Source organism: Aliiroseovarius sp. PTFE2010 (assembly GCF_049943335.1).
Lineage (GTDB): Bacteria > Pseudomonadota > Alphaproteobacteria > Rhodobacterales > Rhodobacteraceae > JBNFVY01.
In genome coordinates this window covers 300,273-316,449 of record NZ_JBNFVY010000004.1, presented here as the reverse complement: position 1 = coordinate 316,449, position 16,177 = coordinate 300,273, and the positions used below count along the sequence as shown (strand labels likewise).

16 protein-coding genes are annotated in these 16,177 nt (G+C 61.0%); 5 read left to right on the top strand and 11 right to left on the bottom strand.

What is annotated here, in order from left to right; translation table 11 throughout:
* Positions 1–2: 2 nt before the first annotated feature.
* The 7 genes from ACP2AV_RS09580 to ACP2AV_RS09550 form a co-directional block, all read right to left on the bottom strand.
* Positions 3–1,823 carry an aminopeptidase P family protein gene (locus ACP2AV_RS09580; protein WP_426372456.1) on the bottom strand — a complete coding sequence of 607 codons (1,821 nt, stop codon included), beginning with the start codon at positions 1,821–1,823 and terminating at the stop codon, positions 3–5.
* Positions 1,824–1,922: 99 nt separating this feature from the next.
* Positions 1,923–3,794 (bottom strand): cobaltochelatase subunit CobT, encoded by a 1,872-nt coding sequence (gene cobT, locus ACP2AV_RS09575; RefSeq protein WP_426372455.1) that lies wholly within the window; start codon positions 3,792–3,794, stop codon positions 1,923–1,925.
* A gap of 60 nt (positions 3,795–3,854) precedes the next feature.
* Complete coding sequence (locus tag ACP2AV_RS09570; RefSeq protein ID WP_426372454.1) at positions 3,855–4,235, bottom strand: hypothetical protein; 381 nt, start codon at positions 4,233–4,235, stop codon at positions 3,855–3,857.
* A 160-nt stretch (positions 4,236–4,395) separates the two neighbouring features.
* Positions 4,396–4,779 carry a hypothetical protein gene (locus ACP2AV_RS09565; protein WP_426372453.1) on the bottom strand — a complete coding sequence of 128 codons (384 nt, stop codon included), beginning with the start codon at positions 4,777–4,779 and terminating at the stop codon, positions 4,396–4,398.
* Positions 4,776–5,747 (bottom strand): cobaltochelatase subunit CobS, encoded by a 972-nt coding sequence (gene cobS, locus ACP2AV_RS09560; RefSeq protein ID WP_426372452.1) that lies wholly within the window; start codon positions 5,745–5,747, stop codon positions 4,776–4,778. The genes ACP2AV_RS09565 and cobS overlap by 4 nt, the downstream gene beginning before the upstream one ends.
* A gap of 103 nt (positions 5,748–5,850) precedes the next feature.
* Positions 5,851–6,129: a hypothetical protein gene (locus ACP2AV_RS09555; RefSeq protein WP_426372451.1), complete on the bottom strand. Its 279-nt coding sequence runs from the start codon at positions 6,127–6,129 to the stop codon at positions 5,851–5,853.
* Positions 6,130–6,764: 635 nt separating this feature from the next.
* Positions 6,765–7,391: a J domain-containing protein gene (locus ACP2AV_RS09550; RefSeq protein ID WP_426372450.1), complete on the bottom strand. Its 627-nt coding sequence runs from the start codon at positions 7,389–7,391 to the stop codon at positions 6,765–6,767.
* 73 nt (positions 7,392–7,464) lie between these two features.
* Here ACP2AV_RS09550 and ACP2AV_RS09545 point away from each other — a divergent pair, with 73 nt between their 5' ends.
* Positions 7,465–7,728: a BolA family protein gene (locus tag ACP2AV_RS09545; protein ID WP_426372449.1), complete on the top strand. Its 264-nt coding sequence runs from the start codon at positions 7,465–7,467 to the stop codon at positions 7,726–7,728.
* Positions 7,729–8,192: 464 nt separating this feature from the next.
* Here the strand turns inward: ACP2AV_RS09545 and ACP2AV_RS09540 are convergent, their stop codons facing one another.
* Both ACP2AV_RS09540 and gatB read right to left on the bottom strand, forming a co-directional pair.
* On the bottom strand, positions 8,193–8,531 hold the full coding sequence (locus ACP2AV_RS09540; protein ID WP_426372448.1) for a DUF4177 domain-containing protein: 339 nt from the start codon (positions 8,529–8,531) through the stop codon (positions 8,193–8,195).
* A 125-nt stretch (positions 8,532–8,656) separates the two neighbouring features.
* Positions 8,657–10,171 (bottom strand): Asp-tRNA(Asn)/Glu-tRNA(Gln) amidotransferase subunit GatB, encoded by a 1,515-nt coding sequence (gene gatB, locus ACP2AV_RS09535; protein WP_426372447.1) that lies wholly within the window; start codon positions 10,169–10,171, stop codon positions 8,657–8,659.
* A gap of 458 nt (positions 10,172–10,629) precedes the next feature.
* Between gatB and ACP2AV_RS09530 the strand changes: the two genes are divergently transcribed.
* A complete protein-coding gene (locus ACP2AV_RS09530) occupies positions 10,630–11,229 on the top strand; it encodes a transglycosylase SLT domain-containing protein (RefSeq protein WP_426372446.1) in 600 nt (199 codons plus the stop codon).
* Here ACP2AV_RS09530 and pepN read toward each other — a convergent pair.
* A complete protein-coding gene (gene pepN, locus ACP2AV_RS09525; protein ID WP_426372445.1) occupies positions 11,226–13,778 on the bottom strand; it encodes an aminopeptidase N in 2,553 nt (850 codons plus the stop codon). The two genes, ACP2AV_RS09530 and pepN, sit on opposite strands and share 4 nt — an antisense overlap.
* Before the next feature lie 95 nt (positions 13,779–13,873).
* On the opposite strand from pepN, the gene ACP2AV_RS09520 reads away from it, so the two are divergent.
* From ACP2AV_RS09520 to ACP2AV_RS09510, 3 genes are all read left to right on the top strand, one after another.
* Positions 13,874–14,053 carry a hypothetical protein gene (locus ACP2AV_RS09520; protein WP_426372444.1) on the top strand — a complete coding sequence of 60 codons (180 nt, stop codon included), beginning with the start codon at positions 13,874–13,876 and terminating at the stop codon, positions 14,051–14,053.
* Positions 14,054–14,314: 261 nt separating this feature from the next.
* Positions 14,315–15,097, top strand: coding sequence for a gamma-glutamyl-gamma-aminobutyrate hydrolase family protein (locus ACP2AV_RS09515; RefSeq protein ID WP_426372443.1), 783 nt, complete (start codon positions 14,315–14,317; stop codon positions 15,095–15,097).
* Positions 15,098–15,166: 69 nt separating this feature from the next.
* Positions 15,167–15,622 carry a c-type cytochrome gene (locus ACP2AV_RS09510; RefSeq protein ID WP_426372442.1) on the top strand — a complete coding sequence of 152 codons (456 nt, stop codon included), beginning with the start codon at positions 15,167–15,169 and terminating at the stop codon, positions 15,620–15,622.
* Positions 15,623–15,627: 5 nt separating this feature from the next.
* On the opposite strand, the gene ACP2AV_RS09505 is transcribed toward ACP2AV_RS09510, so the two are convergent.
* Complete coding sequence (locus tag ACP2AV_RS09505; protein ID WP_426372441.1) at positions 15,628–16,116, bottom strand: N-acetyltransferase family protein; 489 nt, start codon at positions 16,114–16,116, stop codon at positions 15,628–15,630.
* Positions 16,117–16,177: the final 61 nt, after the last annotated feature.

Genomic DNA, 16,177 nt, shown 5'->3' with positions numbered 1-16,177 from the left:
TGTCAAAGCGGCGCGGTGGCTTGCCGCAACCAAGCGCGGGCCGATTCGCCGACACGGTCTTCCAACAGGGCCCGGCACCTTTCATGATAGGCGTCGACCCACTGGCGTTCATCCCGACTCAGGGCGTCACGCGCGATCAGGTTTCGATCGATCGGGACGAAGGTCAGGGTCTCAAAGTCCAACATGTCGCGATCGTCGCCGCCGGGCAGGGGCGGGGCTTTGCGCACGGCGATCAGGTTTTCGATGCGGATACCGAACGCCCCTTCGCGGTAGTATCCCGGTTCGTTCGACAGGATCATGCCCGGCTGCAACGCCACATCCGAAACCCGGCTGAGCCGCTGCGGCCCTTCGTGCACGCACAAATAGCTGCCTACCCCGTGACCTGTGCCGTGGTCATAGTCTTGCCCGGCCATCCATAACGGCGCACGCGCAAGCGCATCCAGGTGCTGGCCCGCAACGCCGCGCGGAAAACGGGCCCGGCTGATGGCGATCATCCCCTGAAGGACGCGCGTGAAACACTGGCGCTCTTGGGCGCCGGCGGGGCCGATGGCGATGGTGCGCGTGATGTCGGTGGTTCCGTCCAGGTATTGCCCGCCACTGTCCACAAGCAAAAGGCCCGGTTCCACCACCGCGTTCGTCTGATTCGTGACGCGGTAGTGCACAATGGCGCCATGCGCCCCGGCGCCGCAAATCGTGTCAAAGCTGATATCCTGCAGCGCGTTGGTGGCGCGGCGGAACCCTTCGAGCGCTTTGACCACGTCGATTTCCGTCACCGTGCCCGGCGGTTGCGCATCCAGCCAACTCAGAAACTCAACCATCGCCGCCCCGTCACGCAGATGGGCGGCCCGTGCGCCTTCCAACTCGGTCTGGTTCTTGCACGCTTTGGGCAGGCTGCAAGGGTCGGCGCTGCGTTCAGACCGGACGCTTGGCGCCGGGGTTTGCGCTGTTTTCTCCAAGTGATCGTACACCGCGACCGGGCAGTTTGCGGGATCGATCTGATAGCACGTGGTCGGATGCGCGGCGATAAAGCCAAGCAGCCCATCCAAGGGACCTATCTGAACCTCGTCGCCCAGGTGCGCGATGACGTCCGGGCCAATCTGCGCATCGGTAAACAGGTGCACCGCGCCGGTTTCGTCAAGCACGGCAAAGGCATGCACGACCGGGTTTCGCGGGATGTCGCCCCCGCGGATATTGAGCAGCCAACAGATCGAATCCGGCTGGGTGAGAATGACGCTTTGGGCGTCGGCCTTGCCTGCTTTCAATGACTGCGCGATGGCGCTGCGCTTGTCCGCGTGATCGCGCCCTGTCAATTCTGTCGCCATGGCGCGAACCGGTGCGCGTGGCCGCGGCGGGCGGTCCTTCCAGATCGCATCAACCAGATTGTCCACCCGGGCGAACCTGATCTTTCCGGCCAAGGTGGTTTCCAACGCCTCGATTTCCGAAACCGTGTGCAACCATGGGTCAAAGCCGACGGTTGCGCCTTGTGGCAGGGCCTCCTCCAGCCAATCGGCCAGCTTTACTTCTGGCCAATCCACCGGCGTAAAGACGTCCAGATCGACTTGCTCACGCACCTGAACACGGTAGCGGCCATCGACAAACACCCCGGCACGATCTGCCAAGATCGCGGCAAAGCCGGCCGACCCGGAAAATCCCGTCAGCCAGTCCAGGCGCATGTCGCAATCTGCAACATATTCACCTTGAAACATGTCCGCACGTGGCACCAGGAACCCGTCCAAACCTTGCGCTTTCATGACCGCGCGCAATGCAGCCAGACGGGCGGAACCCGCCAGCGAAGACCCGGTACTGTCAAACGTTTGAAACATGATCTTCTTCTTCTCTTAGGTATGTCCGCCAGTGATAGCCCGAGCCGCCCCGAAAGGGGGCGGCGAGACATCCAGCGGCCCGAAGGGCCACCGCTTACATCAAGATACAGAGCGGATACCCATCACGCGGGCCCGCGCCCTTGGGTCGCTGTCGAACAGCGCGGCAAGTTGCTCGGTCATCGCCCCGGCCAATTGCTCGACGTCGGTAATGGTCACGGCGCGCTGATAATAGCGCGTTACGTCGTGCCCAATTCCGATTGCCAAAAGCTCAACGATTTTCTTCTTCTCGATCATCGTGATCACATCGCGCAGGTGTTTTTCAAGGTAATTGGCGGGGTTTACCGACAGTGTTGAATCGTCGACCGGCGCCCCGTCCGAGATGACCATAAGGATCTTGCGCGCTTCGTGGCGCGCCTGCATGCGCCGGTGGGCCCATTCCAGCGCCTCGCCGTCGATGTTTTCCTTCAGCAGGCCTTCTTTCATCATCAAACCGAGGTTCGCGCGGGCGCGGCGCATCGGCGCATCGGCATGTTTGTAAATGATGTGCCGCAGGTCGTTCAGCCGACCCGGCTGTTGTTCGCGACCAGCGCCCAGCCATGTCTCGCGGCTCTGGCCGCCTTTCCACGCCCGCGTGGTAAAGCCCAGGATTTCGACCTTGACCGAGCAGCGCTCTAGCGTGCGCGCCAGAACGTCCGCACAAATCGCCGCGATTGAAATCGGACGCCCCCGCATCGAGCCGGAATTGTCCAGCAACAGCGTGACCACCGTGTCGCGAAATTCCATGTCCTTTTCTTGTTTGAAGGACAGGGGGGTCGTGGGGTTGGCCACCACGCGTGCCAAGCGGCCTGCGTCCAGAATGCCTTCCTCCAGATCGAACTCCCAACTTCGGTTCTGCTGGGCCTGCAGGCGGCGCTGCAGTTTGTTCGCCAAACGCGACACCGCGCCCTTGAGAGGGTCCAGTTGTTGATCAAGATAGGCGCGCAGACGTTCCAGTTCTGCATGCTCGGCAAGTTCTTCGGCCAGGATTTCTTCGTCGAAATCAGTGGTGTAGACCTGATAGTTCGGGTCGGCTTCGGACACGGGTTGCGGTTCAGGTGGCTCAAGTGGCGCCTCCTGATCGGGCATTTCCGTCTCTTCGCCCATTTCCTGATCCGCGTTGTCATCCATGCTGACTTGCGCTTCAGAGGGGTCTTGAGTCTCTTCCTGGCTTTGCTCGGGTGCGGCTTCGTCGTCTTCGCCGTCCTGATCTTCGTTCCCGGCGTTTTCCTGGTCTTGTTCGTCTTCGTCGCTCTCGGCGGTATCTTCTTCGGGATCGGTATTGTCGGGGTCGTCCCCCAATTGATCGCCATAGCCGAGGTCTTCGATCACTTGTCGAGTCAGCTTGGCAAAGGCGGTTTGATCGGCCAGAACATCCTGAATTTCGTCGAAATTCGCGCCCGCGTTATCTTCGATGAAATCGCGCCACAGGTTCACAATCGTGTCAGCGCCCTCGGGCAGGTCGCGTCCCGTGGCCATCTGACGCACGAAATATCCGGCGGCCTTGTCCAAAGGTGCTTCTGTCGTGTCGCGCATGCCCGAATAGCCCTTGCGCATGGCGTCATTGGCGATCTTGGCGTCGATGTTCTGGGCGGTGCCGGGCATGTGGCGCGCGCCGACGGCCTCGCAGCGCGCTTCTTCCATCGCTTCGTAAATGCCGCGGGCCAGATCGCCTGTCGGGGCATAGCGCGCGTGGGTCGCTTCATTGTGGTATTTTTCGCGCAGGGCCATTGCATCTGCGGTCCCGCGGGCCAACAGCACCTCTTCGCGGCTCATACGGCGGCTGACCTGCGGCAGGCGTACTGAATCGCCCGCGCGGCCCGGCGGGTCGACCGAATAGGACACCGTCAGATCGGGGTTGTCGGCCATGACCTTGGTGGCTTCGGCCAAGGCCTTTTTGAATGGATCGGCCGGGTTGTCGATGGGCTTGCTCATGATGCTGTTAAATCATCGTCCGCGAAGGGCGGCAAGTGGCGACGGTGGGTGCAGGGTCGTTCAGCTGAGTGCCAGGCTTGCGCAGGCGCTAACGCTTTGTTCGGCGCGCGCCCTGGCCCACGCCGCGTCTTGCGCGTCGTCGTTGAACGTGGCCCGTGTCAACAGCGACCAGTGTGCGGCCTTGGCCGCTATGCGTTGGGCCAAGACCTGCCGACGGGCGTCAACCGGGGTTACCGCATCGAGCAGGGCAATCATGCTGGCGCGCAGGGTTGTGATCTGTTCGGGTGGCAGGTTGACCAGCCAGCTATATTCCATCTGCGCCGACAGGCGCCCGGCGCATTCGGCAAAGCGCTGAACCAACGTGTCGTTTACCGCATAGGTTGGCAACGCGCCAAGAAACGCGATCATTCCGGCGCCAACCAATGTTCTCAAACCGCCCATGCATTGATCATTTCAGCAAAAATCGCGCCCGTAAATCGGGCATACTGAAAACTTGCACGAAAGTGTTGCATCAAGGCCCGCTGGCGCAGGCCGTCCTGTGCCGACGGGGCGCCTGCCTGGACCATCTTGAACTTGGATCTGCCCGGCGAACCTGGCGCGCTCAGGTCGCGAACAGGTCGCGTGTCTCAGGCTGCGTGCGCGCAAAAGTAGCGCAGTCGCGGCGCATCATCGTTGTATCGCCATTGATGTCATGGTCGGGGCGGGCAAGGTCAGCGGCAAGTTCGGACTGGAATTGCGAAATCAAACCATCCACCTCGGGGCGATTGCCATAGATCGCCAGCGACACCGCGCGGAACGCGGCAGCGCGTTCCGTCGCCGTGCGGGCAGCGCGGCCTTTCGATGTTGTGGCTTCAGCCCCGAAAAACGCGGCGCAGTAGAGCGGCGTTTCAGACGCAAAGTTCCGCGGCACCTGACGTGGGGCGATCTGGCCCGATTGGGCGGCACAGCTGGCCAGCACGAAGAATGCGGCCAGCCTGCGGATCATTCGGCCGCAGTGCTCGCAGCGCTTTCAGGCAGTTCTTCGTCAAAGCAGCGCTGATAAAACTCGGCCACGGTCTGGCGTTCCAATTCGTCGCACTTGTTCAGGAACGACAGGCGGAAGGCGTAGCCCACGTCGCGGAAGATCGTGGCGTTCTGCGCCCAAGCGATCACCGTACGCGGCGACATGACCGTCGACAGATCGCCATTCATGAAGGCCGTGCGCGTCAGGTCGGCGACAGTCACCATCTGGCTGATCGCCTTGCGGCCTTTTTCATTGTTATAGATCGGGTTCTTGGCCAGCACGATCGCGGTTTCCGCATCGTGGCTGAGATAGTTCAGGGTGGCGACCAGAGACCAGCGGTCCATCTGGCCCTGGTTGATCTGTTGCGTCCCATGATAGAGCCCGGTGGTGTCGCCCAATCCCACGGTGTTGGCGGTCGCGAAGATCCGGAAATACTTGTGCGGGTTGATCACCTTGTTCTGGTCCAGCAGCGTCAACTTGCCGTCAACTTCCAGAACACGCTGAATCACGAACATCACGTCGGCGCGCCCCGCGTCGTATTCGTCGAACACGATGGCGGTCGGGTTGCGCAAGGCCCAGGGCAGGATGCCTTCCTGGAATTCGGTGAATTGCTTGCCGTCTTTCAGCTTGATCGCATCCTTGCCGATCAAATCGATCCGGCTGATGTGGCTGTCCAGGTTTACCCGCACACAGGGCCAGTTCAGGCGGCTTGCGACCTGTTCGATATGGGTCGATTTGCCTGTGCCGTGATAGCCTTGGATCATGACGCGGCGATTGTGGCTGAAGCCGGCCAAAATGGCCAAGGTCGTATCAGGGTCGAATTTATAGGTGCTGTCCAGATCGGGTACGCGGTCCGAGCGGTCCGCAAAGCCCTTGACGACCATGTCGGTGTCGATCCCAAAAACCTCGCGGACTGAGATCTCTTCGGTCGGTTTTGCGTCTACATCCATGGGGCCCTGCCAGTTTTTCGAGATCGTCAAGGCAGGGTACCCTGCCAACCCGGGCTTGGTGCCTCATATCTTATTTTTGTGCAAGACGTACGCGACGAAAATGTCACGCTATGTTCTGAGTGACGCGCATCTGGGCGGGCATCCACGGGGTCGCGCGCCGGGTGCGAAATGCGGGCACAGGCGCTGGCTTTTGCGACATGTCCGCCAGCAAGGCGTCCAACGCCGCTTCCAGCTGGTAGGACACTTCGGTCATACCGTTGTCATAGGTGTGGTTGCAAAGATCGGCGATCAGATCGAACAGCAAAGCGCGGTCGTCCTGCGCTTCCACTTCAATTTCGACCACATCGTCCAGCGCATCGAAGCTGGTATTCAAATTCTGCATGCTCGCCCCCAGGTCGCATGATGACGGTGTTCCACACCCATATCAGGAAGCAGATCTAAAACTGGTTAATGTCGGACCCTGGGACAAATACAATTTGAGTGACTTTTCTCAGACGGCCCTTTGCCGATGCCATGTCGGGTGCCATGAGAGAGGCCCCTGGCGGCGCCATCAGCCACGACCGGACCCATTTCCTGGATGAGCGTTGCTGGCAGTGATCTGCCGGACTCTGCCGATCACAATTGGACGTGACCAGATCATCCTGACGTATCGGCGCGGGCAGCATCGCCCCTGTGACCATCGCCACAGGTGGGCCAATGAACCAGTCTTTTCCGCAGGATCGGCGCTGTGCTTCTGCCCGCCCTTGCCCGCCGCTGTGACCCGCCCATCGCAACCGCCGGGCAGAAAATTTTCGTTTTGCAAGGAACCGTCACGCGGCGCGGGCGTTGACCCTTCGAGACAGCAGCCAATTCATCCCAAGCCCGGCTGCTGCTTGCGAAAGGTACACGTCCCCGTACCCCACCGTGAGGGCCTGCATATTCCCAGATCGCTTGTCCCTGCGATCATGTAGTGTCCGACAAACGGTAGAAGGCCAGTCCGATATTTCCGGGCTGGCCTTCGACCTATGGTCATCTGGCTTACTTGAAGTAGCGGCTGTCCTTGAGCTGGTCCCACGCCCAGACAACTTCCTGCAACTGTTCTTCCTGGCTGCGATCGCCGCCGTTCATGTCAGGATGCAGAACCTTGATCAACGCTTTGTATTGCTTGCGAACTTCTGCCTTGGTCCAATGGTCCTTGGCTTCCAGAATGTCGACGGCCTTGCGTTCGGTGGGGGGCAGTTTACGCGTGCCGGTCACTGATTTGCCCGGGTTTTGTGTGGCGTTGCCGCCCAGCACTTGATGCGGGTCGTCGATACCCAAACGCGACCACGCGCGTTCTTCCACGCCCGACTTGAAGGGTTGGGTTGGGCGTTCGCCCACCTTTTGTGCGGCCATCTGTTCTTCCATTTCGGCTTCTGTCGCGCCGGAAAAGAAGTTCCATTTCAAATTGTATTCGCGCACGTGCTCTTTGCAGAACCACTTGTATTCGTCCAGGTGATCGGGCGATCGGGGCGCGCGATACTGGCCTTGTTTCGTGCAACCTTCATGTTCACATTCGCGTTTCGAGGTTTCAAACGCACCCGACATGCCACGTCGACCGCGCGCGCGTTTCTTCTTGTCCGAGGACACCGACAAATCGAATCCGAACGGATCGCTCTTGGTCATTCTCATACCCTTTTCGATACCGGCGTAAGAGTTTAGACCAATGGGCAGAAAGTGAAAGAGGGAAGCGCAAAAAATGTCCATGACGGATCAAATTCGAGACCGCCTGCAAGCAGCCTTTTCGCCCAGCGTACTAGAGGTGGTCGACGACAGTGAGCGCCACCGTGGCCATGCGGGGTTTCAAGAGGGCGGCGAGAGCCATTTCAACGTGACGATTTCCTCGGCCGATTTCGCGGATATGTCGCGCATTGCTCAGCATCGCGCCATCCATGCGGCATTGGGCGACGATATCATGGCCAGAATTCACGCGCTTTCGCTGAGCGTGGACACAAAGGGGTAGGCCCTATTGGCCGGGCTGCGTTCGCCCCATGATCGCGCGGCCCCGGCCTGTTCGGCCACCGCCGGGTTTTTTGCCGTAAACTGGGGGCCCGTGAAGTTGCATTCCTGCACAGGCGGGGGCGCGGCGTTCGTCCAAATAATGTGGGCACAGACAACCCCGTCTGGGTTGCCTTTGGCGCCACTGCGGCTTGGCTTCGGCGACGGTTGTATTCAGATCGACCTATCCCGATTCACGACTTCTCGGGAAAAACCCGCGAAACGTCGCCTCTAGGCAAAGCAAAACGGGCCTTCCGAATTTTAGGAAAGCGCGCCCGATCCCGGCAGGTAATTGGTTGTCAGCGCATAAGGTGATGGCGAAATGGGATTTCGCGGCTGTTTGCAGCCGTTTTTTCGCGAACAGTGTCTGGGAAACGGCAGCTCGGTCTTTGGGCTGCAGACCACCGACCGGGCCGAGGGGTCCGTTGATCAAGTCGTCGGCGTGTCGTGGTCTTGGTCAGCGCCGTCGGTGTCGTGCCCGTCCCCCGCGTCGTCTTGTGTCTCTACCGGCGCGGTGTCGGGCGCTTGTGCGTCCGCAACCTGGCGCCGGAACACCAGCATGTTCTGGTAAATCGTTTGCTTGGATGCGATGCCGGACCGCTCTTCAGCGGGCAGGGTGTCGGTGCGAAGGTATTCCCACCCGTCAGCGGCTGCGTCGTTGATTACCGTTTCAAACGCATAGGCGAAGCGTGCTTCGGCCCCTTTGAGGCCCTTGCCCTTGTGACCGCGCCGGGGTGCGGGAACAACCTTGTATTCGAAACGCTGCATCGGATCACCTGACATTGGACAACACAGCGCAAGTTAGCCGCGCGACAGGGGATTGGCCACGCGCTGGCGGTGCTTGCGCCGCGCCTGTTGCCACGAAGCCGCGGAGAAGTCGCGGACGCGCGCGCCTAGAGGCCCAGCTTGGATTTGACCAGTTCGTCCACCGCCTTGGGATTGGCCTTGCCGCCCGTGGCTTTCATCACCTGACCGACAAACCACCCGGCCAGTTTCGGGTTCTGTTTCGCTTTTTCCACCTGTGCCGGGTTGCCGGCGATCACTTCATCCACGGCCGCTTCGATTGCGCCGGTGTCGGTGACCTGCTTCATCCCACGCTCTTGCACGATCGCTTCGGGATCGCCGCCTTCGGTGTAGACGATTTCAAACAGATCCTTGGCGATCTTTCCCGAAATGTCACCTTTCTTGATCAACGCGACGATCTTGCCCAATTGCTCGGCGCTGACCGGGCTGTCGGTGATATCCGCATCATCTTTTTTCAGACGGCCGAAAAGTTCGTTTATGACCCAGTTCGCGGCCAGCTTGCCATCGCCACCTTCGGCGACCTGCTCAAAGTAGGCGGCGTTGGCAGCGTCGGCAGTCAGCACGTCGGCGTCATATTCGGACAGGCCGAAATCCTTGACAAAGCGCGCTTTCTTGGCGTCGGGCAGTTCGGGCAGCGATGCGTTGATGTCATCGACCCAAGCCTGTTCGATTTCCAGCGGCAGCAGGTCGGGGCAGGGGAAATAGCGGTAGTCGTGTGCTTCTTCCTTGCTGCGCATCGAGCGGGTTTCGCCCTTGTCCGGGTCATACAGGCGCGTTTCCTGATCGACGCTGCCGCCGTCTTCCAGAATGGCGATCTGGCGGCGCGCTTCGTGATCGATGGCCTGTTGGATGAAGCGGGTCGAGTTCATGTTCTTGATCTCGCAGCGCGTGCCCAGATGGCCAAAATCCTGCGTTTCCTGGTAGCGTTCGTAATCGCCCGGCTTGCAGACAGACACGTTCACGTCGGCGCGCAGGCTGCCGTTCTGCATGTTGCCGTCGCAGGTGCCCAGATAGCGCAGGATCTGGCGCAGTTTCAGCACATAGGCGGCGGCTTCTTCAGGGCCGCGAATGTCGGGTCGGCTGACGATCTCCATCAGTGCCACGCCCGTGCGGTTCAGATCGACGAAGGACATGTTCGGATCCATGTCGTGGATCAACTTGCCGGCGTCCTGTTCAAGGTGGATGCGTTCGATCCGCACGCGCCGCGCAACGCCAGGCCCCATGTCGACGATCACTTCGCCCTCGCCCACGATGGGGTGATAGAGCTGGGAAATCTGGTAGCCCTGCGGCAGGTCGGGGTAAAAGTAGTTCTTGCGGTCGAACGCGGAATACAGGTTGATTTGCGCGTTCAGCCCCAAGCCTGTGCGCACTGCCTGTTCCACGCAGAATTCGTTGATGACGGGCAGCATGCCGGGCATGGCCGCATCCACGAAGGCAACGTTTGAATTCGGCTCGGCCCCGAATGTGGTCGACGCCCCCGAGAACAGTTTCGCCTTGGACGCCACCTGCGCGTGGATTTCCATCCCGATGACCAGTTCCCAGTCGCCCTTGGCGCCTGCGATGGTTTTTACTTTCGGGGCTTCAAAGGTCAGGTGGTCCAGCATGGGGCATCCTCGTTGTCCGCTCAGGGGCCCTCTTAAAACAGGGCCGGGGAGGGGGCAAGAGGGCCGGCCCACCCAGCTGTACCCCGGATGACGGTTTGCCCGCGCGAAGATTGTCTTGGCGCGCAGGGTCACGCGGCCTGATTGATGGCGTGGGCGCGTGCGGTCCCGCGTCCGGGGGGCAGTGCGGGTTAGATGGGTTGTGCACGAGTGGAGTAGGGTGTGGCCGACCCCCGCCCATCGCGGCTACATCGTCGTGGCCCAATGCCGATCAGGTGTCTTCATCGCATTTCGGGGCAAAGATCGTGGGGTCGCGGCGCCACTGCTGAAAAAGCCATTTCGGTTTTCATCCCTGTGGGATCGGCGGCGAAAAGCCGATGATGGCGCGCGCGCTCGACGGCGCCTTGCCGCTTGGGCATACTGGGGCATACTGGGCGGGCGTTGTAGTTTTGAGGTTAAAAATGCTGGGTAGACTGGTTGCCATGTCCGTCATGCTGGCTTTGCCCGTTACGGGATGCGGGCGAACGCAAGACCCGAATGTGACGGTTTCGGCGATGTCTTTCCAAACCGTTGGCTGGCGGGCTGCGCCTCAGTCGGGGGCCTGGACGCAGGCGGCGCTGGACGCACTCGAGGCCCACGGGGCGCCGTTGGTCGGGTTTTCGCCCACGGACATCGATGCGTGGTGCCCGGCGTATGACGACGGGGATGATGCGACGCGCAAAGCGTTTTGGGTCGGGTTCTTGTCGGCCTTGTCGCGCCATGAAAGCACATGGAACCCCAAGGCTGTCGGCGGCGGCGGGCGCTGGTTCGGGCTGTTGCAGATCGCGCCTTCGACCGCGCGGGGGTACGGTTGTCGGGCCACCTCGGGCAAAGCGCTGAAGAACGGCGCCGAGAACCTGTCCTGCGCGGTGCGGATCATGGCGCATACGGTGGTGCGCGACGGGGTGGTCGCCGAAGGCATGCGCGGTGTGGCCGCCGACTGGGGGCCGCTGCATTCCGAGCGCAAACGCACCGACATGATGGCCAGAACCCGCGCGCTACCGGCCTGTGGCGCCGGTTAGGCCGACAGCATCCGCCCAACCATTTCCGACATGTCGCGCGACAGGCCGCTGCTTGCCGCGATGCGTTCAAGTTCGGTCTTGATCATTGCTTGCCGGTCGGCGTCATAGCGGGGCCAGGTTTCAAACGCCGTCGACATGCGGGCGGCGGTCTGCGGGTTCATCGGGTCAAGTTGGATCAGCATATCGGCCAGCAGCCGGTAGCCCGCGCCGCTGATGTTGTGAAAGCCTGCGTGATGGGCGGCCAGCGCCCCGGCGACCGCGCGGAAGCGGTTGGGGTTTTTCCAGTCGAAATCCGGGTGCTCAGTCAGCTCACGCGCGATGTCTGCGACCGCATCGGGGGCGGCGCAGCTGATCTGGATGGCGAACCATTTGTCGATCACAAGGCGGTCGTGTTTCCATTTTTCGTAGAAGGCATGCACCGGTTCCGTGCCGCACCCGGCGTGGATCAGTTGCATCAGGGCTGACAATTCATCGGTCATGTTGTCGGCTTGCCCGAACAGCGCTGCGGCCCGCTTGCCGCCATCGCCCAGTGTCAGCAGCGACAGGGCGGCGTGGCGCAGATTGCGCTTGGCGACATCCTTTGGCGAAGGGGTATAGGCCCCCGGCGTTTCCATTTCGTCGTACAGCTCTTCCAGCACCCGGCTCAGCCCCATGCGGATCGAATCACGCAGCGCTTCGCGGTGGTCGCGGATCGCCGCAGGGTCGGGCACCACGCCCGCATCATGCAGGCTTTGCGCAAGGTCATCTTCAGACGGCAGTGCCAGAACCTTGGCGCGGAACGACGGATCCAGCGCGCCGTCCGATAGCACCGCGCCGATCCCGTCGATTAGCCCGCGGTCGGGGTCTTCGCCTTTTGCGATCATGCCGATCAGCACATCTTTGGACAGCGTGCGCCCGGCCTCCCAGCGGTTGAATTCGTCCGTGTCATGGGCCAGCAGGAACGCCCGTTCGGCGCGGCTTGCATCGCGCGTCAGGATCACGGGCGCCGAAAAACCACGCAGAATGGATGCCACCGGCTTGGCGCCAAGCCCGTCAAAGGTGAAACTTTGTTCGGCTTCGGTCATTTCCAGCACCGTGGTCGGCACGATCTCGTCCCCATTGGGCGACAGCAAACCGACCGCAATCGGGATCACCATCGGCTTTTTATGCGCCTGGCCGGGGGTGGCGGGGATGTCTTGGCGGAAGGTCAGGGTATAGGTGCCGTCTGCAAACGTTTCGGACACTGACAGGCGCGGCGTTCCGGCCTGCGCGTACCAGCGCTTGAACTGGGTCAGATCGCGGCCGGTCGCATCTTGGAACACCTTCAGCCAACCTTCGATCGTGGCCGCATCGCCATCGTGCCGGTCGAAATAGAGATCGAGCGCCTTGTAATACGCCTTGTCCCCGACAAGGGTGCGCAGCATGCCGATCAATTCGGCGCCTTTTTCATAAACCGTCGCAGTATAGAAATTGTTGATTTCGACAAAGCTATCGGGGCGCACCGGGTGGGCCAGCGGCCCGCTATCTTCGCGGAACTGGCGGGCGCGCAGGGCGCCGACCTCTTCAATGCGTTTGACACCGTGTCCGCGCAGATCGGCGCTGAACATCTGGTCCCGATAAACGGTCAACCCTTCTTTCAGGCACAGTTGGAACCAATCGCGGCAGGTGATGCGGTTGCCGGTCCAGTTGTGGAAGTATTCATGGGCAATGATGCTTTCGATCCGCTCATAGTTCGCATCGGTGCTGGTCTGCGGGCTGGCCAAAACGCATGAGCTGTTGAATATGTTCAAGCCCTTGTTCTCCATCGCGCCCATATTGAAATCGTCGACGGCCACGATGTTGAAAATGTCCAGGTCGTATTCGCGCCCATAGACCTGTTCGTCCCATGACATCGCAGTCTTGAGCGCCTCCATCGCGAAGGCGCACTTGTCTTCATCTCCGGGGCGGACCCAGATATTCAGATCGACCGGTTTGCCGGATCGTGTCGTGAAACTGCCGGGCAGGTTCACCAGATCGCCCGCCACCAGGGCGAACAGATAGGCAGGTTTCGGCCACGGGTCGGACCATTCGGCAAAGCCGTCGCCCGCGGCCCCCTTGTTCCCGTTCGACAGCAACACGGGCAGGTCGCTTTCGATGCGCACATCGAACGGCGCCAGCACGTCGGGGCGGTCGGGATAATAGGTGATCTTGCGAAAGCCCTCGGCCTCGCATTGGGTGCAATACATGCCATTGGACATATAAAGCCCTTCAAGAGCGGTGTTGCTTTCGGGGTTGATTTCAACTTCGGCCTCCCACACGAAAGGGGTGTCGGGGACATCGCATTCCAGCCCGCCTTCGACGATGCGCGGCTGGACATCGACACCGTCAAGGCGCGCGTGGATCAGGCGCAGGTTTTCACCGTGCAGGAAAAACCTTGTGCCGCTGCTTGCCGGATTGGGGCGGAAGGAAATGCGGCTGATCACGCGTGTCGCGCGCGGTTCCAGACGAAAGGTCAGATCGACCTTGTCCACCAGAAAATCAAAGGGTGCGTAGTCTGCCAGATAGATTGTCTGCGGCGCTGCGTCTTTCATTATTTTCCCCAAAGCATGAAACCAATTCGTTGCGGCGACGTTAGTCTTGCAACGGCGCGGCATCAACCAGCCGCGTCATAGAGAAAGGAGATGTCATGTCTGCCCCCAACACGAATATCGAAAAGCAGGAAAAACGCCACAAGCCATCTTTGATGGGGATCGGTATCGCCGTTGCGATTGGCCTTTTGATGCTGGCGGCCGTGCTTGGCACCGGGATGAGCAGCATTGACGAAGACACGCCAACGACCGTGCCGGCGCCTGTTTCCGACCAGTAAGTTCCCGGTTTCTGCGAAGGGTTTTTAAGACGGGGTTTCCGCGCAATTTCGCGGTGTAACGAATATTCTGTTGCCAAGGCCTTTTCAAATCACTTTTGGATGCCGGCTGCCTGAGCATCCCCAATACCGGCGGCGCCCCCCAGTGGCGCCGCCAATTTTATGTGCGCCTGTATTTTGGGCGCCTGCAGCGCGCGCGTGATTTACCGCTTTTCAGGACCTGTATGCGCACTATACTTGGATAGGACTGAACAAGAGGGTATCATGACGCGTCCCGTCGTCGGCATTATCGGCAACTTTCAAATGATCGGTGACAGCTATCCCACGCATGCGGGTGGCGTCATGAACACCGAAGCGGTTTCCTTGGTGTCCGGGTGTATCCCCATGCTGATCCCCGCCGACCCGCGCTTTGTGTCGGTGGACGAGTTGATGGAAACCTGTGACGGCTTTCTGCTGACCGGGGGGCGCCCCAATGTCCATCCCGAGGAATACGGAGAACACCCGACAGAAGCATACGGCGAATTTGATCGCCGCCGCGACGCGATCACGCTTCCCCTTGTTCGGGCGTGTGTCGAAACAGGGCAGCCGTTTTGTGGCGTGTGTCGCGGGTTTCAAGAGGTCAACGTGGCAATGGGCGGGTCGCTTTACCCCGAAATCCGCGATCTTCCGGGCCGGATGAATCACAGGATGCCGCCCGACGGCACGATCGAAGAGAAATTCGCCTTGCGCCACCCGGTGGAATTCACGCCGGGCGGGCCATTTGCCCAGCTTTTCGGTTCGACCGAGGTGATGACAAATACCCTGCACGGGCAAGGCATCAAGAAACCGGGCAAGCGGGTTGTCATTGATGGCTATGCCCCCGATGGCACGCCCGAGGCGATCTATATCGATGGCGCGCCGGGGTTCACCTTGTCAGTCCAATGGCACCCGGAATATCAAGCTGCATCCGACCCGGTCTCGCGCCCATTGTTCGAAGCCTTCGGTGACGCTGTGCGCGCATGGGCCAGAGACAAGAGCGCTGTTACCGTCCCGCTGACCGGCACCTGATTATCCATTTGACCTTCCGGTTGATGGAAGGACTAGGATCCCTTTGACGTGTTGAGGTGGGGGATGAAAGTGGCGGTAAAACCTATTGCGATCATTGCAGTTTTTGCCATTGCCGTTGGGGGATTCGTTCTTGCAACGCAGTGGGATGACGGGCCGCAGGCCCAACAAGCACGATCCGGCACCCGGCCGGTGGCGCAACAGGATGCGCCGTTGGTGAATATCGTAATGCCGGATGATCTTGGCGCCATGGCACAGATCGGGGCGCGGGTATTCAATGCCACCTGTGCTTCGTGCCATGGCGAAAACGCGGTTGGGCGCAACGGGGCCGGACCGCCCCTGATACACAAGATATATGAGCCATCCCACCATGGGGACGGGGCGTTTCACCTGGCCGTGCAAAACGGTGTGCGCGCGCATCACTGGCGCTTTGGCGACATGCCCCCGCAAACGGGGCTGACGCGGGCCGAAGTGGACGCAATCGTCGCGTTTGTGCGCCAAGTGCAGACCGAAAACGGCATCAACTGACGCCGTCAGATCGTTTTTGACATCCTGAAGTTGGTGATTGCGACGGATGCGCGGATCACGGATTGCCGGGCCTCGGTCTGCCAGCCGCGACGGGTCAGAAACGCGCGGGCCAAGTGGCTGGCGGCCGTTGTCATGATCGTCAGCCCTTGGGCGCGGCAATGGGCTTCTGCCTGCTCATAAAGACGTGCGGCCAGACCGGTCCCGCGCCGCGCGGGCGCGATGTAGAAAAAGTCGATGTGCCCATCGTGGCCCACTGTTAGAAAGCCCTCGATTCGCGCCCGCGATCCTTGGGCGACCCATGTGATTTGCTCGTCCAGACGTGCCGTCCAGTCCGCCGGCATGTGCGCGGGGCCGGCCCAGGCTTCGCGCTCGTCCAGCGCATAGTGCGGGGCGGTGCCCCAAAGCACCGCGTCCCGAAACACCGCATAGCAGGCGCGCGCATCTTTTTGGGCAAACGGGCGGATGATTGCTGGGGGCGACGACAGGCCGAACATTGCGCGATGCCTCAGACCCAACGCGGCCCAGGGCCGGGTCGGGGGAACGGCTGCGCCCTTT